Consider the following 25,243-nt stretch of genomic DNA (forward strand, 5'->3'; position numbering starts at 1 on the left):
TATATAAAAAAAGCAATATCTTTATAACAGATTACTGATGCTTGTTTAACCATTCCGATTGCAAAATCGCGTATTGATACTCATCGATCCATTGACCCTTGGACATGTAATTTTCGAGCAAATGCCCTTCGCGTCTCATCCCTAAACGTTCCAGAACGTGAATAGACTTTGTATTTCGCACATCGGCAAAAGCACTCAATTTATGTTTGTTCAGTGTACCAAAAACATAATCAAGCAGGGCGCAAAGTGCTTCGTGCATATATCCTTTTCCCTGATGCTCAGGCGCGAGAGTAAATCCAAGCTCGACAATTCGAGGATCGGCTCCAAGTGTATGAATCGCACAATCCCCGATGATCTGGTCAGACGTAGCCAAAGCAACGGCATATTGAAACCACGTACCTGGCTGATCCGGGGAAGATGCCGATTGACGGCTGACAAATGATTCCGCATCTTGGAGCGTATAATTTTCCCAGGACTGATAACGCGCTACATCCGGATTAGAACGATAGTGATAGAATGACTGAACATCCTGCATACCGAACCTTCGAATCACCAGACGCTCCGAATTAGCAAATACATCGTATGATTTCTCCATTTAAAAAACCCCATTCTTCTCTTTAGATTTTCACTTTTTCTAATTTGTTTTTGATTTAAAAAATTCAATCAACCATTCCGATAACTGCGCCTGCGCTTTGCTGATGAATCGATCGGCGTAGTAAGTCAGCTCCATGTGTCGAACAGGCGCAGGCGCAGCAATAGGAATCGTTACGATATCTTCCCAGCCCGAATGCTGCTTTAACAGTTCTCTCGGCTGTATTGTCGCGCCAATGCCAGCAGCTACAAGTTGAAGCAGGGAGGATGCAGAACCTGCCTCCATAACCGTCGTTAACTCCAGGCCTTGCTCCCGGAAAACCTCATCCACCAAATCTCTGCCAATATACCCTTTGGGATACATGACCAGCGCGAGCCGTGTCAATTCTTCCAGGGTTATTTCATGTCTTTTCGCAAGATCACTGGATTCATGAACAAACAGTTCGTAAGGTTCACTTCCCAGCGGAATCTGCACGAGACGCTTGTCATGAGGACCACGCAAGCCAATGCCAAGATCTACTTTATGTGTCAGTACTTCGTCTCGAACGAAAATGGTTGAGAAAGCCTGCAATTTCGTGTCAGGGTACCTTGTCTTGAACTCCACAAACAGCGGAACGAGTTGAAAATCAAGATCAGAGGGCAACACAGCGAGCCGGACCGTTCCGCGCTTCTCCGATCGCAGCTCTTGAATCGCACTTTTTGCATCCATTTCAGCCTGAATCATTTTCATGCCGTATTGATGGAGAAGTCTGCCTGCCTCGGTGGCCACTACTTTTTTGCCAATCCGATCGAAAAGGGGCATCCCGACTTCCGCCTCCAGCAAACGTATCTGCTGACTCAACGTAGGCTGTGAAATTCCGAGCACCTCAGCGGCTTTCGTGAAATGAAGATGCTCGAATACCGCCATAAAATACGTTACATTCCGAGTATCCATTTTTCCTCCTCCGCAAATAATAGTATTTTACTATCATAATAATACAAATTATTGGATTGATCAATGAATAAGGCGGACGTATACTCAAATTGACTTCAACAAGAATCAGGAGGAAGAGTACGATGAAAAAAACATTTTATTTATTTGCTCTATTTATTGCGGCTTTGAATCTGCGCCCGATCATTACTTCCGTGGCATCCATAATGAGCATGATTCAATCCGAGCTAGGCATAAGTGCATTAACAGCAAGTCTTTTGACCACCCTGCCTGTCCTGTGCATGGGACTGTTTGCCCCAGCGGCCACGACGTTAAGTCAGCGGATCGGTTTGGAGCGAACTATTTTCATCTCACTGCTTCTTATTACTCTCGCCACTGCACTTCGCAGTGTAGATCCATCGGTTACCATATTGATAGTTACCGCATTGGTCGGGGGGATTGGTATTAGCCTTGCAGGGCCATTATTGTCTAGCTTTATTAAAAAGTATTTCCCGGCAAGCCCTGGCATAGTCAGTATTTACTCCGTATCCATGACGATTGGAGCGGCACTGGCATCCGGATTGACCATCCCGATTTACACACAACGTCAGCATAATCTTTCGTTGGCTTTGTCCTGCTGGGCTATTTTGGGGATTGTTGCCGTACTCTTCTGGGTTGGACTTATTCGAAAAAACAAACCCGCCAGCAGCAGGACAGAGCGCGTTAAACTGCCGCTGGGCAATAAAAAAGCAATTCAATTTACTTTGTTTTTTGGCTTCATGGCCAGCATGTTTTATAGCTTGACGGCCTGGATTTCGCCAATCGCCCTTAGCTTTGGATACAGTTCACAAAGCGCAGCGATACTGCTGACCGTGTTTACATTAATTCAAGTTCCTGTCGCATTACTGATTCCGAATCTTGTAAACCGCTCGGGGAAGATCAAACTATGGCTTGTCTTGTGTAGTGTGTCAGAACTCATCGGCCTTGTGTTACTCTTGTCACCTATGCCCATGCTTCCAGCTGTTATTTTTCTCGGTATCGGGGCTGGTGGATTGTTTCCGCTAGCGCTGATGCTCCCTATTATGGCAACAAATACGGCCGAGGAAGCCGGAACGTGGTCAGCGATGTCTCAGATGGGAGGTTACATTATGGGGGCTTTCGGTCCACTTATTATTGGCTGGATTTTCGATCTCAGCGGTCATTTTTACGGTTCCATTATGGCCATGCTGGTCATTGTACTGTTAATGATCAGTGTACAGCTGTCCATGAACATGGGGAGAAAAGCTGTAGAAACTCCTCATGATAATAAGTTACAAAACAACTGAGAAGCGAAGTGACGAAAGTCAGGTTAGATCATTCCGTTAGAGCGCTTAAGTTGTTTCAGATCCTACACAAATTCACAGTACAAATCGCCGCAGCTTATTCGTTTGAACAGGTTTGCGGCGATTGTTCATTTTATGCAGTTCCTGCTTCAAGGTTCAACAATTGCCTGCGCGATTCTCGCCGCAGAACGAATCCGATACCTAATGAAGCCATACCTATGATCAAAATACAAGCTCCCAACTCCACGCTGTAAAAACCCAACTCACCGTTCCGGAAGGCCATACCCCGGATCAACCGATTCAGCCAGTTCATAGGCAATGCCCATGCGGTAACCTGAAAAAAGGCTGGAAACGCAAGCGGTGTTAATTGAATACCCGTCACCAGAAAAGAAGGGTACAGGATGAGGCTCATTCGTGAACCGACTTTGGATACGTTTTGAACCGAATATCCGAGCAGCATCGCCAGTAAACATAATGCCATCGAATATAACAGTAAAGGCACGATAAACACATAGGGTGCCACTTCGAAACGCATCTGTCCGACCTGTTTTAACAACCCGTAACTGAGCAGGGATGAGCAGGTGCTTAATATCGCATAAGGCAGAACGCGAATCCAGAGCTGGAAGGGAGAGCTTCCCGCAGACAAAAGCTTGCCTTCTTGCCGAAGACGGGGAGCGATCGCTCCGGCTGCACCAGTGGTGAGCATTAATATAATGATATTTACAAATCCAATCACCATCGTGCCTATATAACTGGAGGTTGGATTATATAACATGCGTTGCACGAGAGACAACGGGGATACCAAATCTTTCGCTGATTTTATGTCCATACCTTCTTGGGTAAGACGAGTTATGGCAAGGGTCGTATTTTCGGTTGTCACAATCTCCTGAATTGCAGGACGAATACCGCCAAGGCTGGAGGGCATCGTATTATCCATCCAGATGCCGATACTCGAGGATAATCCCTTATCTTGTCGCTGCTGCAATCCGTCTGGGATAACGATGACTGCCACAGCCTGTTCATTCGCGAGCAGTATATCTGGAGAAAGCCGATTGGGAAAGACGTTGGTAACCTTCATCAATGGTGAGGCATTGATCGCTTCAATAAGCTGTCTTGAATAGGAAGAGTGATCCTCGTCTACTACCACAACAGGTGTTTCGCTCAATTGATTCCGGGAAAACATCAGCCCGAAGAATAGAGCAGCAACTAGAGGGGCAACAAATATGACCATAATCCATTTGCCCCTGCGCAGGTGATTCCATTCATCTGTCAGTGATTTCATCAAGCTTCACCTCCGCAGTCATGCCCGGAAGCAAATCCTTGCTTGCCGGAACCGAGATACGGAGCAGATACATGCTCAGATCGGCTTGCCCTTTTTCCCGCGACATGCGCATATTGGCAAATTGAGGTGAGGGAGCTACCGAAGTTACCACCCCTTCTTTTACAAGAGGCTGCTCCAAATAAGGAAAGTGAACGTTTACCTTCTGATCTGCATGGAACCGCTCAATCTGTGATTCCGGAATATACAGATCAACGTAAAACGCTGCTGTATCAGGCTCTGTATTCAATACTCCCTGTTTGTTATTCTCCGCCTGACTTACGGCATCTGTACCTTTTGCAATCAACAAACCGCCTGCCAAAATAATGATTAACATAATAACGATATACAAGCCCCATTTAGATCTCATGATGTGGTCTCCCTCGTTGTCATTTTTTCCATTTTTCCACAAGCTTGTTCAGCTGCCTCCATAATGATCTCCCCCAGCGTCGGGTGAGGATGAATGGTCATCGCCAAATCTTCCACCGTTGCTCCCATTTCAATCGCAAGAGACAACTCGGAGATCAGCGTAGAAGCTTCAGCCCCGACAATCTGTGCACCTAATACAAGACCCGATGCAGCGTGAGCTACGATTTTCACAAAGCCTTCGGTTTCTTTAAGAGCAAGTGCACGGCCATTGATGGAAAAAACAGATTTTCCAACAACCATGGGAATGGATCTTTGTTTACACTCTGTCTCGCTAAGACCAACGCTAGTGACTTCCGGATGAGAAAAAACAACTAGCGGAATCGCTTTGTAGTCAATGATAGAGGGTTTACCCGCGATAGCCTCCGCAGCAATTTTTGCTTCATACGAAGCTTTATGAGCTAAAGCAGGGCCTTGAACGATATCTCCAATAGCATAAATATGCGGGATGGATGTTCTGCACTGACCGTCAATCTCGATCAACCCTTGCGGAGTAGGGGACAGACCTATATGTTCAAGACCTAAGGTTCCATCTGTGTTCGGTTTTCTGCCTACCGTAATTAACGCATATGAAGCTTGAACACCGTTGCGTTCATTCTGACGCATATAGTGGAGATCAATGTGACTCGCATACTGGTCTGCTCCTGTAACCTTAGCTCCGGTTATGATGGTTATGCCGTCCTTTTTCAGTTGACGAATAACAGGTTCAACAAGCTCTGCTTCGAATCCGGGCAAAATCTGTCCGCCCCCCTCAAGCATCGTAACCTTGGTTCCAAATCTCGCAAACATCTGGCCGAGCTCCACGCCAATATAACCGCCGCCAACCACAACAAGGCTTTCCGGAATTTCGGGCAGGGATAGCGCTTCGGTGGATGAAAGAATCCGTCCGCCGAAGGGAAGAGCGCTTATTTCAATTGGACGGGAGCCGGTTGCCAGAATGAGATGTTTAAAGCTTATTTGCTGCTCAACAGTCTCTGCGCGATGAATCTTAGCAGTATACTCATCAATCAAGCTAGCTTCACCTTCCAGCACAGTAACACCCGCTGTTTTCAGCAAAAAACGCACTCCTCCGGATTGCTTATCTACTACGGCTTGCTTGAAAGCCTGAGCCTCCTGAAAGGAAACGCCTTGATCGACAGCGCCCCATTGCCTGCGTAAAGTAAAACGCTCTGCTTCACCGATTAGCGCTTTGGATGGAATGCAGCCGACATGCGTACATACGCCTCCGATCTGTTGACGCTCTACAATGGCTGTTTTCATGCCCAGTTGTGACGAACGCAGGGCGGCGACATAACCTCCAGGGCCTGATCCGATGACTAGGGTATCTACGGCTTCTAATAAATTCATAATGGATACCTCCAAAATTAAAATATGATGATCATAATATATTATAGTCATCATATTTTAAAGGAGTCAATACTCCATTTATGATCATTCTCCCTCCACTGAAGACATTAATCTATGAAATTGACATTCGAAAATATGATAAATATAATATTTAAAAAAGCGATCCATTGGATGCAGACATAGTCAAAAAAAGGAGAGGAAGCAGGATGCCTTATCCGAAAGGGCACAAAATCAAAGTCCGAAACCATATTATTACTAGTGCGGCTAAAGCGTTTCGAACCCATGGCGTGCGGAATATAAGTCTTCCATATATTATGAAAGGTGCTGGGCTGACACACGGGGGATTTTACTCCCATTTTGAAAACAAAGATCAGCTAGTGATGGAGACCTGCCATTTCGCTATAAGTGACACGATAGAGATGCTGCAAAAAGTTGCTGATAAAAACAAAAATAAAGATCAGTCTCCAATTGAGGCTGTCATTGATTTTTATTTAGGCTCCTTGCATCGGGATCAGACGGAAGTTGGCTGCATTTTGCCTGCATTATCGGGAGAGATTTCTCAATTGTCGGAGGATATTCGGCAAGCTTACACACAAGAGCTGCAACGTTTTATCTCGTTTATAACAACTATGGCTGGAATGGATGCTTCTTCTGGGTATGCGCTGGTAAGCAGCATGGTGGGCACGGTTGCTTTGGCACGTGCGGTCAGTGATTCGAAGCTCAGTGATGATTTGTTACAAGCAGGCCGTACACAGGCCAAACAACTGGTGAATACCGGCTCCAAGTCACCACTAAATTGATGAGACAGATGGATGGGGGATTGATCGAATGATCATTAGAGAAGCGAGAAGTACAGACTATGCACAATTGAGACAAATTTATTTGGATTCCCGGAGGGAAAGCTTTCATTGGGCTAAAGCCGATGAGATGACTCTTGAAGACTTTGACCGGGATACATCGGAAGAAGAGATCCTTGTGGCAGAAGCAGGGGATCAAATCCTTGGATTTGCTTCACTATATGTGCCTGACCGTTTTGTTCATAATTTGTTCGTACACCCGAAAGCGGCCGGGAAAGGCGCAGGTAAACAGTTACTCCAGCAATCGATAGCCAGATTAGGAACACCCGTTACGTTAAAGTGTGTTTCAGACAATCATAAGGCGCTTTCGTTCTATAAAAAGCAGGGCTGGAAGCCTGTTGTTGAAGAAGGCGAACCAGGAGCAAGATACTGGGTGCTTGTATATGAATAGATGCTAACGTATATTTAGATGATTTTTGATATTAGTTACAAATATGAGATGAGGGAGCAGCAGACATGAACATTCAACAAATAAACAAAAACGGAGTATCCGTAGCATACGTTACAAGTCATGAAAAATTAATCACGGATGTGCAATCAGCCTTGGACTTAATGGCAACTGTTAGATATGAAGTAGCGGACTGTAACCTGATCATCGTTAATAAATCGGAAGTGAGCGAAGCGTTTTTTGATTTGAAAACACGTCTGGCTGGTGAAGTGTTGCAAAAGTTCATCAATTATCAGACCAAAATTGCGATCATTGGCGATTACTCAGGGTATACCAGCAAAAGTCTGAAAGACTTTATCTATGAAAGCAATAATGGTAATGATATATTTTTCGTTCAAGACGTGGATCAGGCTATTGAGAAACTAAGCAGCTTGAAAGCATAAAGCCAACAGATCGACTGTGTGGTCAAAATATAGCATGAGCGTTCCTTCAATTAAAATAATCGCATTATCGAAAGACATTTCTTATTTTCATTTGCCAAAAATGTGGTTTTACATCCATTTCAGGCAGGTGAGAATCGAGTGTGTCTTTTTTTACATTTTATAAAAACAACTTAGTTTATCCGATATACAAAGTGACGTAAACATGTTATTATCACACCAAGTTCAAGTAAAAGGTGGTGCAGAGCTCCTAATGAATCAGCATCTTAAACGAGCGATCCTCAGCGGAAATACCTCGCTTGGCATTGAATTTGGATCAACACGGATCAAGGCTGTTCTGATCAATAACAAGTATGAGATCATTGCTTCCAGTAGCTATGAATGGGAAAATCAATGGAATAATCATTACTGGACCTATCACTCCCTTAAGATGGTTAAAGGGTTGCAAGAGGTGTATGCTCAACTGAAGCAACAAGTTATGATGAATTATGGAGTAACGCTGAGCAACATCGGTTCCATCGGACTATCCGGCATGATGCAGGGTTATCTTGTTTTGGATAGCGCGGGAGAACTGTTAGTTCCATTTCGGACTTGGCGTAATCTCACAACGAGTACAGCAGCAACATTGTTAACCCGGGAATTCCAGTACAAAATTCCGGAGCGCTGGAGTATTGCGCATCTATACCAAGCGATCTTAAACGATGAAGAGCATGTAAGGAACATTAACTATATAACAACGTTGTCGGGTTACATGCATTTTCTTCTAACAGGCAATAAAGCAATCGGTGTAGGGGATGCTTCCGGCATGTTTCCGATCAATAGGGTGACAAAAGGATACAATGAAGAGATGATCAGGCAGTTTAACGAATGGATTAGTCATAAAGAATATCCATGGAAACTTGAAGATCTTTTACCTTCTGTACATTCGGCTGGTGAACATGCAGGTTATCTTCATGAAGCTGGTGCGCGTCTCATTGACCCGTCAGGCGACTTACAAGCCGGAATTCCGTTCTGCCCTCCGGAAGGGGATGCAGGAACGGGCATGGTAGCTACAAACAGTATTCAAACATACAGTGGCAGTCTATCTGCAGGCACGTCTATTTTTGCTATGATTGTTCTGGATCAAGATATAGAGGTGTATCCCGAGATTGATATTGTGGCTACACCTGATGGAAGGCCCGTTGCTATGGTTCTTGCCAACAACTGCACAAGTGATATCAATGCATGGGTCAAAATGTTTCATGAGTTTTACGAAGCGTTAGGACATAAAGCTGAGGCCAGTTACTTATTTCATGTTTTGTTTAATAAAGCGCTCGAAGCAGACCCGGATGGCGGCGGTTTGCTGAGTTATGGTTACTATTCGGGTGAGAAAATTACCGGTATGACCCAAGGGCGTCCCTTATTTGTTCGTTCTCCAGAAAGCCGCTTTACGCTCGCTAATTTCATGCGGACGCATTTGTTTAGTGCGTTTGGTGCATTAAGGCTCGGAATGGATATTTTAACTCAGAGGGAGAATGTAAAGGTTGAGCATATCCTGGCACACGGCGGATTATTCAAGACGCCCCTGGTTGGCCAAAAAATGTGTGCGGCTGCACTTAACGTTCCCGTATCTGTCATGGGGACTGCTGGTGAGGGCGGTGCATGGGGAATAGCCGTATTGGCCTCCTATATGGTTTGTAAGCAGACTAACGAAAGTTTGACAGATTACCTCAATCTGAACGTATTTAAAGACGTCGAAGCACGGAGGGTTGATCCGGACATTGCTGATGTGAACGGATTTAACCGATTTATGGAACGGTACACGAAAGGAATAGCTATTGAGCAAGCAGCAGCTGATCATTTTACAGAAAAGAGATGAAATCCATTGACTGAATTCGTTTGGGGAATATTTGCAGCAGATGCCTCTGCACACTTTCCTAACTTTTTTCCCATCGGCATGTACGGCACGAGGGAGCAGGCCGTGAACGAAATCTATTCTTTACCCCGAGACCACAATTATCAATTGCTGCGATTACCGCTAAATCAAAATTTTGCGTTCTACCACAAAAAAACGGGTAAGCTGGCAGGAATGGATTCGATCCGTCACGAACATTTCCATTTTAAAGATGAAGGTTGACTCAATACTGCTGCATTGAATAGTGCCAAATGTTGAATCTTGTGGGGGGAGGGGGGGACTTTACTATATGGATAAAACCATTCTGGAATTTGTGACTTGGGCTGAGTCAAACGGTTGGATTGTAACTCTTAAATCTGAATCTGACCTCGATTTGGATCATCGGTTAATCACAAGATATACGAATATTCCCGCGGAATATAGAGCGTTTTTGAGTGCGGTCAACCAATGTATGACTCCTAGCGAGCAGACTTGGTTCCTATGTGAAGCTGACTACAACAATCGCTCTGATTCAGAATTCCACTGGAATGAATATGAATTAATCAGCCTGGATGCAGCAATGGACGATGAGGCGTGGCGATCAGAAATCACGAGTTGGTGGGATCAATATCTGCCGATTATGATGTCGGTACGTGATGGTTATTCCTTTTATGCCATTGATCTATCCAATGAAACTGGTGCAGTTGTATACGGGGAAGAACCTGAATTTGAAGAGGTCAACAAAGTCGCAGATAATTTGCATCATTTTTTACGACAAATAATGTCCGATTCAATTAAACTTTAATAAGCAACGGTTATGATGTTGACGAGAATCCATATCCAACGAACCGAGTATTTGAAGGAAGTGCTGAGGAAGTTTAGAAAAGCCGCTATGGAGCGGCTTTTTAAATTTAGGTTTAGATTAGACTTTTTTACAATAACATCTTTAAAATATCTTTTTCCTAAAAGTTATCGATACTTCTGCTTATTTTTGGATAATCTCAACAATCTGTTTAAGCGCCTTTTTCGCTTCAGGTATCGGAAAAACGGGGAAGACATGATTCATTTTTGGATACTCAAAATAGTTTATGTCAACCGACTGACGGGCAGCTTTTTCTCTGAATTTTCGAGCATCCGGAAGGAAAAGTTCATGTGTACCAATAAACAGGGAAATCTTACCCAGATTTTTAATTTCTCCATGAATCGGACTCACTAAATAATGTGAACGAGGTGTTTCACCAGCGTAACTCTTTCCAGCTTCAACCAGCATGTCCCAATTCAACATGGGCTCTTTATCAATCATGGCAAGGACTTGAGGGTTGTTTAAGGTGATATCAAGCCACGGAGAAAGTAGAATAATGTCCTTAGGCTGTGGCAATTCTTGCTCTAATAAATATTGTGCAAAGGCTAGAGAAAGACCACCTCCGGCAGAATCGCCCATGATGACCATATTTTCAGGTTTCGCTATTTTTAATAGATGCTGGTACACCTTAAGGACACTTTCTATTGCAGCCGTATATTGATTGTCTGGAGCTTTCGGGTAGATTGGCACAAAAATCGTGCAATTCAATTGCTCCGTTAAGTTGTGCAAGAAATGCCAGTGCCAAGTTAGTGGTTGCTCAACATATCCTCCGCCAGGCAAATATAAGACAATTCGTTCGTCGGAACGAGAATTTGATTTTAAAATATACGTATCCAGAGGCAGGTTACCGTCTTTAGTGATGTTGTACTTTTGTTTAAGTTTAGCAGGGACCTGATAGGATTCGCTATTAATCTGACTGCGTTTCTCCATAAATTCATTTACGTCCAGCTTTTTTTTCGTGATTCTAAGCAATATTTCTACAAGAAAACTTCGTATACTCCGCATCATATCGCCCTCCTGTAATGAGAATACTTGATTTTAAACATAAAAGATATTTAAATATAATTTAGTATCATTAATATATATTTAAGGATAAGAGGAATGAACATGAATATTTCACAGTTGCAATATTTGCTTTCCGCTGCACAATGGGGTTCATTTACGAAAGCTGCAAATGTACATCATCTTACCGTACCAACCATTAGTCAGTCGATCAAACAATTGGAAGATGAGCTGAACACAGTTATTTTTCACCGGACAAAAAAGGGCGTCCTTCCAACAGCAGAAGGGGAGTTGATTCTCCAGCATGCGGCAGCCGTTCTCAAAAATATTGAACAGATGCAAGGTGCATTGCTTACTCTAAAAGAAGAATCCTTGGAGAGTATTACAATCTCCAGCATTCCGGGTTTTGTTCCTCAAGTGGTGCAGACGATGCTGGAATTGATGAAAACCTATCCGACACTTAGAGTTCAGATGATCGAGGGGGATACTCAGAAAGTCATGAAGGACGTTCAAGAGGGTCATGCCAATATGGGCTTGTTATCGTACCCAAAAAGCCAACGGAACACTTTATTTGATTGGGTCCCCATTGTTGAAGGTAACGCAGTATTGATCATGAACACCCGTTCACCTTTACGGTTTTTCCAAACGATAGCGCCTGAAGACTTACATAATGAAGTATTTGTCCTATATAAAGATGAACAGATCGAAACTATCGCACACACGTTAATGTCCGCCAATCATACCAACCGTATCGCCTTGATCACCAACAATATGGATGCATTATGTCAAATGATTGTTTATGGAAATGCCATCACGATTGCTCCCGATTTTATATTAAATGCGTTGTCTTCGATCTATCTGGAACAATTAGTCACGGTTCCTTTGCAACAATTCAGCGCAGAGAAAGCCGTTCTGGGAAGAATCACACGAACAGATGAACCCATTTCTAAAATGACGGGAGAATTTACAACCAAGCTGGCAAATCTCGTGCAAAACGCAAAAGGCTCTACGTTGGATTAATCCAGTGTGAGCCTTTTATTATTGTTTATGTAAGAAACAAGTTAAATTATACTCTGCCTATTTAGCGACTGATTCTACACAATATACTAATGATATGGATACAACATAATCGCCAGGATAGCATAGGTGTCCGGCCAACTAAGGGCTCTGAAAAGACAACAATATATTGCGGAGGTTACAATGAAGGCGACAATTCAACAAATAACAGATACCAACAAAGAACCATTTGAAAATTTATTTAATTATTATCTCTATGAGCTTTCCGCTTACTCACAGGAGGATGTTGGAACAAAAGGTACATTCGAAATGGAGGATATCTCGCCATATTATAAGGATGAACGGTTGTATCCTTATTTCATCACATATAATGAAAAAATGGTTGGATTTATTCTGGTTACTTCTCCTCCCTATGTTGCAAACGAAGTTGACTATTCGGTGCAGGAGCTATTTGTATTGCCCAAATATAGAGGCTCGAATATAGCCAAAGATGCTGTCATGCAAATCTTCAAAATGTATTCGGGTCGGTATGAGGTGGGGATGTTCAAATCGAATATGAAGGCTGTTAAGTTCTGGACAAAATTGATATCAACACTTGATGTTTCGGTCTCCGTAGAAGATGGTTCCATTGAAATTCAAGGAAATGTATTGCAGACGATTGGTATGAAATTTACGGTGTCCTGCGAGTCTATTTACAACATTCAGAATTAACATAGCCTGAAATTAGAGCAGAGTAGTCGATTTATAATATTCATATAATATAGCCTATTATACAAGTGAGCATTTTTTGAAACAGCAGTCTTGAAGCAGACTGCTGTTATTTGTAGTATGAATGAAAGTGACTTGTTCATGACATCCTACAGAAGTAGTACCATTCTCATTTCCTGAGGAGGAGATCTTATATGGCTCGCCAGAAGAAAAGGCAGGAAGCTGCTTGGAAGTCACGTAAGCAAGAACAGCACCCTCATGGTAAAATCAGATCGCTCAAAGAAATATCAAGCGAATATGAAGAGAAGAATACTACGGACTAAAAGCATGACTGTCGGCGATATTTGCCGACAGTCATTTTGCATTTATATTTGATTTTTAACAGCATTTTTATATGCAATATGTTCTCCTACGGCAGTCAGTGAAATAGTTGCTTTTGTTACTGTGAGGGGATTTTTTATGCGAAAAGAAGCCTAGGTACTGATACGTAAATTTTACCCGGGTAATATTGACTTTGTATTTTTACCCGGGTATAATGCATTAAGAAGTTCATTAAAGGAGGGTTAACATGCAGGATTCACCTGTCGAAATAAACTGCACTGCCTTTGTAGGTAGAAAACATGTGGCCAGTGGCACATTACGAGACGTTGTTAAAGTCATAAAAGAAAACTGGGAAAAGAGTGAATTCGTTGATTTGCTTATTTTTGACGATTCTACTGGAAAACCAATAGATATTGATTTCCGAGGAAGCTTAGAGGATGTATTAGACCGCCTTAACGGCAAGCCCAGAACTATAACGGATACCAAAGAGAATGAACAACCCGTTCGAAGAGCCGGACGCCCCAAACTAGGCGTAGTATCTGGTGAAATCACTTTACTCCCCAGGCAGTGGGACTGGCTTAAAGCTCAACCCGGAGGCGCTTCGGTAACCCTGCGAAAACTGATTGATGAGGCTCGCCGTTCAGGGGAGAACGGAAACAAAGCTCGTGCGGCACAGGAAGTAACCTATCATTTCATGACGGCAATGGCGGGGGATTATCCTCAATACGAAGAGGCTTTGAGAGCACTATATGCCGCGGATGAAAATCGTTTCTACGAATCGATTAATCATTGGACACCCGATATCAGAGACTATATTAAGTCTTTAGCCAGTAATGCATTCACGCAGGAAGAGAGGAAAACAACATGACTGAACCCATCCGATACATTGAACCTACTCAGAGCAGCGGCATGAAGCTTGTGCGACGAAACATGACTGGCAGTATATTCATGTTGAATTTATTGAGTTTTCGCAAGGTCGCAAACTATACGTCCCATCCTGAACTAGCCCCTGAACAACCTATAAGCGGAGCAGAAGCTTTTCAGCGTTATATTCAACATACGCTCCCGTTTTTACAAGAAAGTGGAGGCGAGATTATTTTTATGGGAGAAGGCGGGGAATACCTGATTGGTCCCGAAGCTGAACAATGGGATTTAGTGATGCTGATTCGTCAGAGTAGCCTAGAGTCATTTATGGCCTTTTCGAATCATGCATCGTACTTGAAAGGAATCGGACATCGAACTGCGGCAATCGAAGATTCCCGATTACTGCCTCTCTCGGAGTTGCCCAAATTTTAATTTTTATTTTTAAGGAGAACATCATAATGAATACGTTAAGAGTAAACGACATTGATATTGCCTATGACAGTTATGGCAGCGAAAAGAATGAAACCATTCTATTAATTGCAGGGCTCGGCACACAGATGATTCGTTGGACGGTCCCATTCTGTGAGATGTTAGCAGCACGTGGATTTCGAGTGATTCGTTTTGATAACCGAGATACAGGGTTATCTACACATTTTAGCAATCATGCCACATTAGATTTCGAAGCATTGGCCAAAACACTCATGTCGGGAAAACGACCAGAAATTCCTTACACACTTGATGATATGGCTAATGATACGATTGGATTATTAGATACCCTTGGGATTGAGAAGGCACATATTGTTGGGCGCTCAATGGGTGGTATGATTGCCCAGCTTGTGGCCAGCAAATATCCCGAGCGTGTTCTCTCGCTAACTTCAATAATGTCAACTACAGGTAACCCAGAACTTCCACCAACATCCCCGGAATTCATGGCGTTAATGACTCGGCCAGCACCAAATCCAATGGAGGATGAAGCGGGGTACTTGACTCACAGCATAGCTTTTGCCAAACGTATTGCGGGAACAGCTTTTCCTTTCGATGAAGATGAGTATCGTTCACTCATTCGAGAAGAAATTCAGAGAGCTTATGATCCGGGCAGTATTGGCAGGCAAATTGCAGCTATTGCCGTTTCAGGAGATCGGCGTGCACGTCTGGCAAAAGTAAACGTTCCAACCTTAGTGATTCATGGCGTGGATGATCCGATGTTTGTTCCCGCTTGCGGCAAAGATACGGCCGAAGCTATCCCCGGTGCAGAATTTATGTTACTTGATGGGATGGGGCATGATCTGCCGGCTCAACTGTTCGAAAAGGTTATTGACGGAATCGAACGGACAGCCCGGCGCAAAGGATAGCATATACATTGGACTTCAGACAAATATAGTGGCTTAAAATTACCATATTTAAAGTTATGTAAACTATAATGAATAATCGTTGTATTCTCAACAAAGTTCAGCTAAAATAAAGCTACAAATTTTATATCATGCTTGTTTTTATCCCCGGGTAAAAACGATAAGAAGCATTGAGTCTCACTCCCCACTAGGGCCTACGTAATGTAGGAGGGATGAGATTCAATGCTTTTTTTGATAAAGAAGGAGGAGTACCAGATGCGATTTTTAAGTGATCACGATGTCAGACAAGGATTGAATGTACCTCAGGTGATACATTTAGTGGAAACAGTATACAAGGCTCGGAGTGAAGAGAACACGGAGACTTGGCCGACAATCTTCTACGATTTTGTTCCAGGCAAGGCAGATATGGATATCAAATCAGGATATCTGAAGAGTGATAAGGTATTTGGGCATAAAACAATCACATGGTTTGCCGATAATGAAGCGAAGCAACTCCCTACTTTGACGGGGCTCATAAACGTATTTGATGCTGAAACAGGCAGACCTCTAGGAATAACCGAGGCATCCTTTATTACGGGTATACGTACAGGTGCTTCGGGAGCAATCGGAGCAAAATACTTAGCAAGAACGGACTCTGAAACTCTCCTTGTCGTAGGCTCGGGCAATCAGGCAATCTTCCAAATCGCTTGTGCCTTATCGGTGCTTCCGAACTTGAAAACGGTATGTGTCGCCGCCAGGGACCAAGAGAAGCTGAGAACTTTTGTTGACGTAATACCACACAGACTTCAATCTGAATTTGGCACGAACATCGAGAACGTTACGTTTGAAGCAGCGGAATCGCTAGAAGAAGCTGTAAAAAGCAGTGATATTATCATCACCGTCACATCATCCCGAACGCCGATCATTAAGAGGGAGTGGGTAAAAGAAGGCACACACCTTTCTTGCATAGGTGCAGATATGGCGGGGAAACAGGAGATTGACTCGAACCTGGTGTCACAAGCCGTCTTATATGTAGATGATCGGAAGCACTGTATAGAAGTGGGCGAGATTGAAATACCGCTGAAAGAAGGCAAGATTGCAGAAAGCCATATATGCGGTGAGATCGGGGATTTGATTTTAGGAAAAACAAAGGGAAGAACCTCAAACGAACAAATCACCATATTTGATGCGACAGGTATGGCGATTCTGGATATATATGCAGCGAAAATGGCATTGCAGACTGCAGAAGAAAGAAATCTCGGCATTAAAATAGACATCTAGAGGAGAATTTGAAATGACTTTTAGCTATGAACATGTGTTACAAGCATATGACCGCATCAAGAAACATCTGAAGCATACACCACTTGAGGAGTCATTCTATCTAGGTGATCAGAATAGGAGATACTTTTTCAAACTGGAGTCCTTCCAACGAGCAAAGAGCTTTAAAATCCGAGGGGCTTTAAACAAAATGATGACGTTATCCGAGGAAGAAAAGAGCAGAGGCGTTGCAGCCATTTCTTCAGGTAACCACGGTAGTGCTGTAAGCTACGCGGCTTCCATTCTCGGAATTCATCCCGTAAAGGTAATCGTTCCCGAAACGACGGCCCAAAGCAAAATTGATAAAATGAACTATTTCGGGGCAGCAGTGATGAAATTAGGGAAAGATTTTGACGAGGCTCATACGCTCGGCATGAAGTACATTCATGAACATCATTTAACGTATATTGATCCTTATTACGAAGATCCGGAAATTTATGGTGGACAAGGCACGATAGGCATTGAAATTTTAGAACAAAATCAGGATATCGACACGATCGTCGTTCCAGTAGGTGGCGGGGGGCTGATAACGGGGATTGCGGTGGCTGCCAAATCGATCAAGCCGTCCGTCCGAATTGTCGGGGTGCAAACCGAAGCCTGCCCGGCCATGATTAAATCTTACGAAGATCATACCTTATATGAACAATATCCTAGCGGGGAATCCCTCTGTGACGCACTGCTTGGTGGGGTCGGAAAACTGAGTTACGAGATGGCTAAAGATTATGTTGATGATTTTATTGCCGTATCGGAGCATTCGATTGGCCAAGCCGTAAGTTTTCTGGCCAAAGAAGAAAAATACATTATTGAAGCAGGAAGCGCTACTGTAGTTGCGGCGATTATGGAACAGAGGGAACGAATCGGCGGTCGAAATGTCGCACTTGTATTAAGCGGTGGCAACATCGATGGAGACGTACTCCAGCGTATTTTATCCAAATACTAACCCTTGAACCTTAGACTTTAGATTAGACGTGTCATGTAGTGTTCAGTGGGATTACAACTTTAAAATCAGAAGCCCTCGTACCTCTGGAGTAAACGCTCTATAGGCATGAGGGTTATTTTCGTTCAACCGACGTGTCATATTAACAATTTGTTATCGAAGTTATCGTTTTATCATGTTGACTTCGGCGCGGTGAATCTATACTGAATATACGGAGATACAACAGAGCTGACGCCTATCTCTGCAGAACATAGAGAAAGAAGGGGAGCACACGAATGAGTAATGCCAAAGCCACCACACCCACGAAAGCCGATGTGATTCACCCGAGTCCCCGGCGCACCAAACGAAAAAAAGGCTTTAAACGAACACTGGCACTGGATCTTATGCTCCTGCCAGCAGTTATCTTGACGTTCATATTTGCGTACATACCGATGGGCGGATTGGTCATTGCTTTTCAGGATTACAAGCCCTGGCTCGGGTTTGCCAAATCTTCCTGGATCGGATTGGAACATTTCCAATTTCTGTTCAGCATGCCTGAGAATGTGCAGGTGATCTGGAACACTTTAATTATTGCGGGAATGAAACTGATTGGAGGCCTGATTGCACCATTGGTCTTTGCGTTACTCCTTAATGAAGTACGGAAGGAAACCTTCAAGAAAAGCATACAAACATTCGTTTATCTACCGCACTTTCTATCATGGGTTATTCTTGGGGGAATACTGCTGGACATGCTGGCAACAAAAGGTATGATCAATCAGTTTCTTGGGGCCGTGTTTGGTCTGGAACCTATCTTTTTCCTCGGAGAAGGTACCTGGTTTAGAATCGTCGTGGTCACCAGTGATATCTGGAAAGAATTCGGATTCGGCGCGATTATCTTTCTAGCCTCTCTGGCAGGTATTAATCCGGCACTATATGAAGCTGCTGAGGTGGATGGGGCGAGCCGGTGGCAACAAACCTGGTCCATTACGATTCCTGCTCTGATTCCGATCATGATTGTCGTAGGAACGTTGTCACTCGGAAATATTTTGAACGGAGGATTCGACCAGATTTTCAATCTATATAATCCGCTCGTTTACGATAAGGGCGATATCATTGATACCTTCGTTTATCGGGTAGGTCTCATCGACGGGAAGTTTGGATTCTCGGCTGCAGTCGGGCTGTTCAAGTCGGTTGTCGGATTCGTTCTGATTGTGCTCGCATACCGTGCAGCTTATAAATTTGCAAATTACCGTATTTTCTAGAAAGGAGACCTTGCCGGCATGTATCATAAAACAAAACCTTACAAAGTTTTCACCGTGTTTAACTATACGTTCTTGATTTTATTATCGTTACTCTGTATTATCCCGTTGATTCACATTCTCGCGGTCTCCTTCAGCGGTAAAGCAGCTGCCAATGCGAATCTGGTTGGACTCTTTCCGGTTGAATTTACTTTTGATGCTTATGAGAAAACATTGGCTAATGAAAACTTCATCCGTTCCCTATGGGTTGCTGTACAGCGAACCGTGCTGGGTACACTTCTCAGCATGATCGTTGTCATTCTGGCAGCCTATCCGTTATCCCGGGAAAATCGGAGCTTCAAACGTCGTAATATCTACACGTGGTACTTTGTGTTTACAATGCTGTTCAGTGGAGGCTTAATTCCGTTCTACATTCTTATTCAGAAGCTCAATTTGCTCAATACGATGTGGGTGCTTATTCTTCCGGGAGCCGTATCTGTGTGGAATATGATCCTGTTATTGAATTTCTTTCGCAATGTGCCTAAAGAGCTGGAGGAAGCTGCCTTTATTGATGGTGCGGGTTACTTTCGAACATTGGTCTCTGTCTTTTTGCCTGTGTCGATGCCAGCTATCGCTACGCTATCCTTGTTCTCCATGGTAGGGCACTGGAACGCCTGGTTCGATGGTTTGATTTTCCTGACAGATCACGAAAAGTATCCTCTCGCCACCTTCCTGCAGACGATCATCGTTCAGCAGGACTTCAGTAAAGTTTCTGTGCGTCCCGAAGACCTCGAGAACATCTCACAACGGACGATCAAGGCGGCTCAGATTTTCATTGGCATGGCACCGATCTTGGTGGTGTACCCCTTACTGCAACGCTTTTTCGTTAAAGGGATTGTACTTGGTGCTGTTAAAGAATAAGACCCATTCAGGGTTAACTAAATTTGATATGATATGGGGGAGACAACATGTTTAAAACATGGAAAAAGCCGCTTCGCATTCTGATGGCTGCTACAATGTTATCTGGTGTACTCGCAGCATGCAGCAACGATTCTACATCACAGAAAAATCCTAACGACAGTAATGAATTTTATTCCGCACGGTTTGAAAATGGCAAGTATGTTGAACCGGTTACCATTTCGACGGTGTTCCCGATCACCAGCAGCTTGAAGTTCAAAAATGGGGAGAACATTGAAAATAACGTGCATACAAAGTGGGCTCACGATACACTGGGGATCGATATTAAGTACTTATGGACGGTCAGCGAACAAAATAATGCTTACCAGACCAAACTTCGTCTCATGCTCACATCGGGTCAGAAAATGCCGGATATTATTTCTTTCCGCGGCAGCCAAACATTAATTAGTGATCTAATTGAATCGGGTCAATTCGTGGATGCAGGAGAACTGTTCGATAAATATGCTTCGGATACGTATAAAAAAGCGATGGCGGAAGATCCAAATGTATGGAATCCCTACATCCGTGACGGTAAACGAATGGCAATCCCTATTCTGGAGAACGCTTACAACAATGATCCAGTGATGTACATTCGTGAAGACTGGCTTAAGAAGTTGAATCTGAAAGCACCAACAACATTAGATGAATTGGAAACGGTAATGGATGCCTTCGTCAATCAAGACCCGGATGGAAACGGGAAGAAGGACACCGTTGCTCTCTCTGTAGGGTTCAAAAACAATTTGAACACATGGATGGCAGAATCCGGCTGGATCTTTGGCATGTTTGGAGCGATGCCGAATCAGTGGAATAAAGCAGCAGACGGTTCGCTTGCATACGGCTCTATCCAGCCCGAGATGAAACCGGCACTGGAGAAGATGAAAGAATGGATGCAGAAAGGTTACATTGATAAAGAAGCAGGGCTGTATGATGAGCCCAAAGCCGCTGAAGCATTTACTGCCGGCAAGTCCGGTATTATCGTTGGCCCTTATTGGATGACAGGCTGGCCCATCCCGGATCTGCAGCAAAATGTGCCAGGTGCTGAATATAAAGCATATCCACTTCCTGCTGGTCCCGACGGTAAAATGGGACGCCACGGAACACCAATCAGTACGGGTGCTGTCCTCATTAACAAAGATATGGAACACAAAGACGCATTCTTTGTATACCAGAACTATCTGTTTGATCACTGGGCTAATCCGGACAGCACAACATTCGTGCACGGGTTTGCCAAAGGCTATGATTATGATATCGGCCCTGACGGTGAGGTATATAAAGAGCAGCAAAGCGACAAAATTCCGGGCGGCTGGATTGATGCGATCCGTTATTCATTAACCTTTGATGGAGCGATCATTCCTAACCTGATGATGAATACGTTAGCTGATCTTGCGAATGGCAAAGAGCCGACCACTCAGTATGAGAAAAACCTGGCGGACCGAATCCCTGAACAGATTAAGGCAGCCAAAATTGTCATTGATCAAAAAGATATTGTAATGCCTCAGATGTTCACGGGTGTGCCAACGAAAACACAGGTTGCCAGAGGTGATCTGCTGACCAAGCTGGAGAAGGAAGTATTGAACAAAATCATTTATGGCCAAGCGCCGATCGAGGAATTTGATACTTTTGTGCAACAGTACATGACTTCTGGAGGTAAGGAGATCACGGAAGAAGTCAATGCTTGGTATGACACGATAAAATAAAAAAACGAACCGCGCTTCATGTACAAGGGATTTCATTGACCTGTGTACGTGAAGCGCGGTTTTTGCTTTTTTTTACGCTAACTTTCTTCACGATACGCTGCTTTATTGCTCCCGGTAATCCTGCGGTGTCATCCCGAATTTATCGCGAAACACCTTGATGAAATATTGGGAGTTGGCATACCCCAGTTTTTCCGAAATCTCATATACCTTATCCTGCGAGTGGTTGAGCAGGTAGAGGGCAAGATCCATTTTGACACTTAAAATATATTCACTTAAGCTGATTCCTTGAAATTGTTTAAACAGCTTGGAGACGTATACCGGATGCAAGGATACATGATCTGCGATCGATTGAAGGCTGAGGGAGTGCAGATTAGAAGAAACAAACGTCTTGATCTGAAGAATAACGTCATGTTGCTCATCAAAAGACTGTTCTTCCAGCTTTATACGCAGCCGATCAAGCATGTTATCCGCCCAATCCGTAAGTTGGGAAACTGAACGAAAGGGCACTCGAGGAACCCATTCGTTTCCTACCAGATCAGACAACAGCGCTTGATTTTTGTGGGCAATGTAATGAAAAGCCGATAACAATACAATCTGAATCTCATCCAGATGTTCTTCGGTTTGTTCAGGTAATGCGTCATAACCGGTCTTGATCCGGTGCATGCGTTCTTTGAACACATCCCATTGTCCTGTTTCAAGCAGATGATTAAAGGTAGGAGGTTCATACAAAATATGTAGGGAGCGTATGGAGACAGAGCGGTAGCTTTCCTCCAGAGGGAAGAAGTATCCGGTACCGTTACCTACTTGCTTTTTAAGGGCCGATATGGCCTGCTCGTACATGTCACGGATATCATGCTGGAGTGTACCCGTTTGGCTAAGAATAACCGAAATGCCTCCTTTCAGGTATTCATTGACATTGTGATGCAACTGCAACGAAAGATGGGTGAGATCTTGATTTTTCTTCATGGGTCGCTCGCTGTGATTCGTCTCTGGTGAAGTATCAATTTCGTTGGCTCCAGGTCCAGCGGGCTTTAACAAAAAGACCAAATAATCGTAATGATCCCTGCAGTGCCAGGTATGAAAAGCCGTATTAAATAACTCACACGCAATGTTGGTCACAGCGTATTCAAACAATTGCAAACTGGTCGTCGTATATCTGGTGAAATGCTCTTCCAGCCGCACCAGAACAAGCTGTACGTCATCTTGGGCTTGGAAGGGCAGATGATAATGGCCCAACTTGTCGTTCAGAACATCTTCTGAATAACGATTACCTTCAATCAGTTGATTCAGTAATCTGTCCTTTAGCGAAGGCAAGTGCTCACGAAATGAGTTCATGGCCTGTTCATAAGACAAGGCCCTGCGAATCTGCTCTTCAATGGACATCACTGTTTTTTCCAGACAGGATGCCAGCTTTTCGACATCCAGCGGTTTCAATAAATACTCGACAACACCGAATTTCGTCGCTTCTTTGGCATACTCAAACTCGGCATAACCGGTAAGCAAAATGCAGGGAAGGTTGGGTTTCACCGCCTTGATCTGCCGTATCAGTTCAAGTCCATTCATGACGGGCATTGAAATATCAGTGATTACAATGTCTACCGTCTGTTCCTCCAGAATGGATAATGCCTGCATGCCGGAGTATGCTTTGTGAATACGCTCAATACGGTATTGATCCCATGGAAATGAGATCTCAAGATCGTCAATCACATAGGATTCATCGTCAACTAACAGAATCTGATGCATCTGCGATATCCTCCTTATGTATAGTAATGATGCATGAGGTTCCTTCATATAGGGTGGACTCTATAGAGAGGCCTGACCGTTTGCCGTAGGTGAGCCTCAATCGCTGATTTACATTTCGGACTCCTGTTCCAATCTGTTCCTCTGGACGCGTTAATTCATCCATATGTTCGCTGATGAGTGCAAGCCGTTCTGCCGGCATGCCTACGCCATTATCTGCAACCGCGATACGTATGAACTCCTGATCCTGCGCTGCACGAATTGTAATTTTCCCAGAACCCATGGAAGGTTCTATGCCGTGTTTGACACCATTTTCAACGAGCGGTTGCAGGATCATACGAGGAATACGAATAGATAGAAGCTGTTTTGGCACATCGATCTCACAGGTAATGCTTTTTTTTCGCATATGTATGATGGACATGTAATTGCTCACAAAACGAAGCTCTTCACCAAGCGTGGTATCCATATCTTCAATGCGGTGAATATAACGGCAATAGGAAGCCAGTTCCAGGGTCATGGCGGTTACAGATTCATAGTCTTTTACACTGGATTTGCTCTGAATATAGTTGAGGCAGTTATATAGAAAATGTGGATTGATCTGGGCTTGATACTGCTTCAACCTGGCCTCTTTGACCGACAGCTCTCCAAGTAGCACCTGTTCGATTAACGTCTGGGTATTCTCGGCCATTCTGTTAAACGACCGGCCTAATATACGAAACTCAAGAGTCTGCGTTTCATCAACACGGCTGGAGAAATCTCCCCGGTCAAAACGATCGATCGCTTTGCGCAGACGAATAATCGGTTGTTGGATCTGATTTCGCAGCGCCAGCGTGTACAGCAGAGAAAGCAGGAGCAGCGCCACAAGGGCCAGCACAAACAACGTATTGTTACGTGAGATAGACTGTTGCAATTGATTGGTAAGATGGTAATCAATAAAGTACAAATCGAGAATGCTTGCTTTCATATAACTGATGAAATAATTTTGATCCTGATATGCAATTTCGAAGAAACCGCTATCATTTCTGATCTGTGGAATAACCTGTGCGTCAGCTTCGGCAAGTTGTGAGGAGCCTGCTCCCCGGATTGCTGTCTTAAAATGCGAGTCATAAAGCATTGGTGTCCCGGAAGTATATTCAGACATCATTTTCTGCAGCACTTCAAGTGATATCCGGATCTCAATGTACATCGGACCTCGATGTCCCTTGGTAAGATGCGAATAATACCCCGTACCATCCTTGTTCATATGTAACGTCCATTTATCTAAGGGATCTTTGGACATGACGAACGGCTGAAATGAAAATTCACGATCCGAAGATACAGTAGCTTTCTCATCCGGATAATACAGAATGATCGTATTGTTCCATGCCGTTGAAGCACTATTAAGAGAAAGCTTCTCCATCAGCTCCAGTTTGGCTTTGTATTTGGCAAAATCATTCCCGTAAGTGAGGGCATACGTATACCCTCTAACCGACTGATCCTCGGATAATGTCAGCGCATTCATTAATACCTGCTCAAATTGATTAGACAGCTGGGAAGACATGAACCGTACTTCTCCCAGTTTATTCTTCTGCAACTCACGCTGAATTTCATCTACGTTTAATCGATAGATCCACCAGAAGATCAGGATGATTAGCACAAACATCAAAACCAGACCCAGCCCAAGCTTTTGAAAAATAGAGGCGTTTTCTTTTGAAAACCTTTCCTTCAACATATTTTTTCCCCCTGTGCAACAAAGAAGCATAATGACTATCTTTTATTCTACAGCATACGGCTGTATTAGGGGAAAGAATATGAGGGTAAGGGA

At 43.7% G+C, this 25,243-nt stretch carries 25 protein-coding genes and 1 pseudogene; 18 read left to right on the forward strand and 8 right to left on the reverse strand.

Annotated features, from left to right (window positions below):
- Positions 1-31: 31 nt before the first annotated feature.
- Both FS818_RS07430 and FS818_RS07435 read right to left on the reverse strand, forming a co-directional pair.
- Positions 32-595 (reverse strand): GNAT family N-acetyltransferase, encoded by a 564-nt coding sequence (locus FS818_RS07430; RefSeq protein WP_145330994.1) that lies wholly within the window; start codon positions 593-595, stop codon positions 32-34.
- Positions 596-634: 39 nt separating this feature from the next.
- A complete protein-coding gene (locus FS818_RS07435) occupies positions 635-1,525 on the reverse strand; it encodes a LysR family transcriptional regulator (protein WP_145330996.1) in 891 nt (296 codons plus the stop codon).
- Between the two features lie 122 nt (positions 1,526-1,647).
- On the opposite strand from FS818_RS07435, the gene FS818_RS07440 reads away from it, so the two are divergent.
- Complete coding sequence (locus FS818_RS07440) at positions 1,648-2,826, forward strand: MFS transporter (RefSeq protein ID WP_145330998.1); 1,179 nt, start codon at positions 1,648-1,650, stop codon at positions 2,824-2,826.
- 130 nt (positions 2,827-2,956) lie between these two features.
- On the opposite strand, the gene FS818_RS07445 is transcribed toward FS818_RS07440, so the two are convergent.
- From FS818_RS07445 to lpdA, 3 genes are read right to left on the reverse strand one after another with little or no spacing between them, the layout of a single operon-like run.
- Entirely contained in the window at positions 2,957-4,105 is a 1,149-nt protein-coding gene (locus FS818_RS07445) for an ABC transporter permease (RefSeq protein ID WP_145331000.1), read from the reverse strand.
- Entirely contained in the window at positions 4,086-4,511 is a 426-nt protein-coding gene (locus FS818_RS07450) for an HlyD family secretion protein (RefSeq protein ID WP_145331002.1), read from the reverse strand. The genes FS818_RS07445 and FS818_RS07450 overlap by 20 nt, the downstream gene beginning before the upstream one ends.
- Positions 4,508-5,914, reverse strand: a complete 1,407-nt coding sequence (gene lpdA, locus FS818_RS07455) for a dihydrolipoyl dehydrogenase (RefSeq protein ID WP_145331004.1) — start codon at positions 5,912-5,914, stop codon at positions 4,508-4,510. Before lpdA ends, FS818_RS07450 begins: the two co-directional genes overlap by 4 nt.
- A 206-nt stretch (positions 5,915-6,120) precedes the next feature.
- Here lpdA and FS818_RS07460 point away from each other — a divergent pair, with 206 nt between their 5' ends.
- From FS818_RS07460 to FS818_RS07485, 6 genes are all read left to right on the forward strand, one after another.
- Positions 6,121-6,714, forward strand: a complete 594-nt coding sequence (locus FS818_RS07460) for a TetR/AcrR family transcriptional regulator (protein ID WP_145331006.1) — start codon at positions 6,121-6,123, stop codon at positions 6,712-6,714.
- 28 nt (positions 6,715-6,742) lie between these two features.
- Positions 6,743-7,162 carry a GNAT family N-acetyltransferase gene (locus FS818_RS07465; RefSeq protein WP_145331008.1) on the forward strand — a complete coding sequence of 140 codons (420 nt, stop codon included), beginning with the start codon at positions 6,743-6,745 and terminating at the stop codon, positions 7,160-7,162.
- Between the two features lie 65 nt (positions 7,163-7,227).
- Positions 7,228-7,602, forward strand: a complete 375-nt coding sequence (locus tag FS818_RS07470) for a DUF4180 domain-containing protein (protein WP_145331010.1) — start codon at positions 7,228-7,230, stop codon at positions 7,600-7,602.
- A gap of 250 nt (positions 7,603-7,852) precedes the next feature.
- The gene (locus FS818_RS07475; RefSeq protein ID WP_145331012.1) at positions 7,853-9,457 is read left to right on the forward strand and encodes a xylulokinase; all 1,605 of its coding nucleotides are present in this window, start codon (positions 7,853-7,855) and stop codon (positions 9,455-9,457) included.
- Positions 9,458-9,463: 6 nt separating this feature from the next.
- The gene (locus FS818_RS07480) at positions 9,464-9,715 is read left to right on the forward strand and encodes a hypothetical protein (RefSeq protein WP_145331014.1); all 252 of its coding nucleotides are present in this window, start codon (positions 9,464-9,466) and stop codon (positions 9,713-9,715) included.
- Between the two features lie 67 nt (positions 9,716-9,782).
- Complete coding sequence (locus tag FS818_RS07485; protein WP_145331016.1) at positions 9,783-10,277, forward strand: SMI1/KNR4 family protein; 495 nt, start codon at positions 9,783-9,785, stop codon at positions 10,275-10,277.
- 180 nt (positions 10,278-10,457) lie between these two features.
- Here FS818_RS07485 and FS818_RS07490 read toward each other — a convergent pair.
- A pseudogene (locus tag FS818_RS07490) lies at positions 10,458-11,351 on the reverse strand (alpha/beta hydrolase fold domain-containing protein); the annotation flags it as partial.
- 90 nt (positions 11,352-11,441) lie between these two features.
- Between FS818_RS07490 and FS818_RS07495 the strand changes: the two are divergent.
- The 11 genes from FS818_RS07495 (at position 11,442) to FS818_RS07540 (ending at position 21,699) form a co-directional block, all read left to right on the forward strand.
- A complete protein-coding gene (locus tag FS818_RS07495; protein ID WP_186375429.1) occupies positions 11,442-12,356 on the forward strand; it encodes a LysR family transcriptional regulator in 915 nt (304 codons plus the stop codon).
- A 180-nt stretch (positions 12,357-12,536) separates the two neighbouring features.
- Positions 12,537-13,064: a GNAT family N-acetyltransferase gene (locus tag FS818_RS07500; RefSeq protein WP_145331022.1), complete on the forward strand. Its 528-nt coding sequence runs from the start codon at positions 12,537-12,539 to the stop codon at positions 13,062-13,064.
- A 191-nt stretch (positions 13,065-13,255) separates the two neighbouring features.
- Positions 13,256-13,384: a DUF6254 family protein gene (locus tag FS818_RS29070; protein ID WP_222128654.1), complete on the forward strand. Its 129-nt coding sequence runs from the start codon at positions 13,256-13,258 to the stop codon at positions 13,382-13,384.
- 245 nt (positions 13,385-13,629) lie between these two features.
- Positions 13,630-14,250, forward strand: coding sequence for a DUF2239 family protein (locus tag FS818_RS07505; RefSeq protein ID WP_145331024.1), 621 nt, complete (start codon positions 13,630-13,632; stop codon positions 14,248-14,250).
- Complete coding sequence (locus FS818_RS07510; protein WP_145331026.1) at positions 14,247-14,678, forward strand: DUF1330 domain-containing protein; 432 nt, start codon at positions 14,247-14,249, stop codon at positions 14,676-14,678. Before FS818_RS07505 ends, FS818_RS07510 begins: the two co-directional genes overlap by 4 nt.
- A 26-nt stretch (positions 14,679-14,704) precedes the next feature.
- Positions 14,705-15,598: an alpha/beta fold hydrolase gene (locus FS818_RS07515; protein ID WP_145331028.1), complete on the forward strand. Its 894-nt coding sequence runs from the start codon at positions 14,705-14,707 to the stop codon at positions 15,596-15,598.
- Between the two features lie 252 nt (positions 15,599-15,850).
- A complete protein-coding gene (locus FS818_RS07520) occupies positions 15,851-16,855 on the forward strand; it encodes an ornithine cyclodeaminase family protein (RefSeq protein ID WP_145331030.1) in 1,005 nt (334 codons plus the stop codon).
- 13 nt (positions 16,856-16,868) lie between these two features.
- Positions 16,869-17,831 carry a threonine ammonia-lyase gene (locus FS818_RS07525; RefSeq protein ID WP_145331032.1) on the forward strand — a complete coding sequence of 321 codons (963 nt, stop codon included), beginning with the start codon at positions 16,869-16,871 and terminating at the stop codon, positions 17,829-17,831.
- A 380-nt stretch (positions 17,832-18,211) separates the two neighbouring features.
- Positions 18,212-19,069, forward strand: coding sequence for an ABC transporter permease (locus FS818_RS07530; protein WP_244159223.1), 858 nt, complete (start codon positions 18,212-18,214; stop codon positions 19,067-19,069).
- Positions 19,070-19,087: 18 nt separating this feature from the next.
- Complete coding sequence (locus tag FS818_RS07535; RefSeq protein ID WP_145331036.1) at positions 19,088-19,966, forward strand: carbohydrate ABC transporter permease; 879 nt, start codon at positions 19,088-19,090, stop codon at positions 19,964-19,966.
- A 47-nt stretch (positions 19,967-20,013) separates the two neighbouring features.
- The gene (locus FS818_RS07540; RefSeq protein ID WP_145331038.1) at positions 20,014-21,699 is read left to right on the forward strand and encodes an extracellular solute-binding protein; all 1,686 of its coding nucleotides are present in this window, start codon (positions 20,014-20,016) and stop codon (positions 21,697-21,699) included.
- Positions 21,700-21,801: 102 nt separating this feature from the next.
- On the opposite strand, the gene FS818_RS07545 is transcribed toward FS818_RS07540, so the two are convergent.
- On the reverse strand, positions 21,802-23,442 hold the full coding sequence (locus FS818_RS07545) for a response regulator (RefSeq protein ID WP_186331769.1): 1,641 nt from the start codon (positions 23,440-23,442) through the stop codon (positions 21,802-21,804).
- Positions 23,420-25,150: a sensor histidine kinase gene (locus tag FS818_RS07550; RefSeq protein ID WP_186375430.1), complete on the reverse strand. Its 1,731-nt coding sequence runs from the start codon at positions 25,148-25,150 to the stop codon at positions 23,420-23,422. The genes FS818_RS07545 and FS818_RS07550 overlap by 23 nt, the downstream gene beginning before the upstream one ends.
- Between the last annotated feature and the right edge of the window lie 93 nt (positions 25,151-25,243).

It is taken from the genome of Paenibacillus xylanexedens (genome assembly GCF_007680605.1).
In the GTDB taxonomy this organism is placed as follows: Bacteria; Bacillota; Bacilli; order Paenibacillales; family Paenibacillaceae; genus Paenibacillus; species Paenibacillus xylanexedens_B.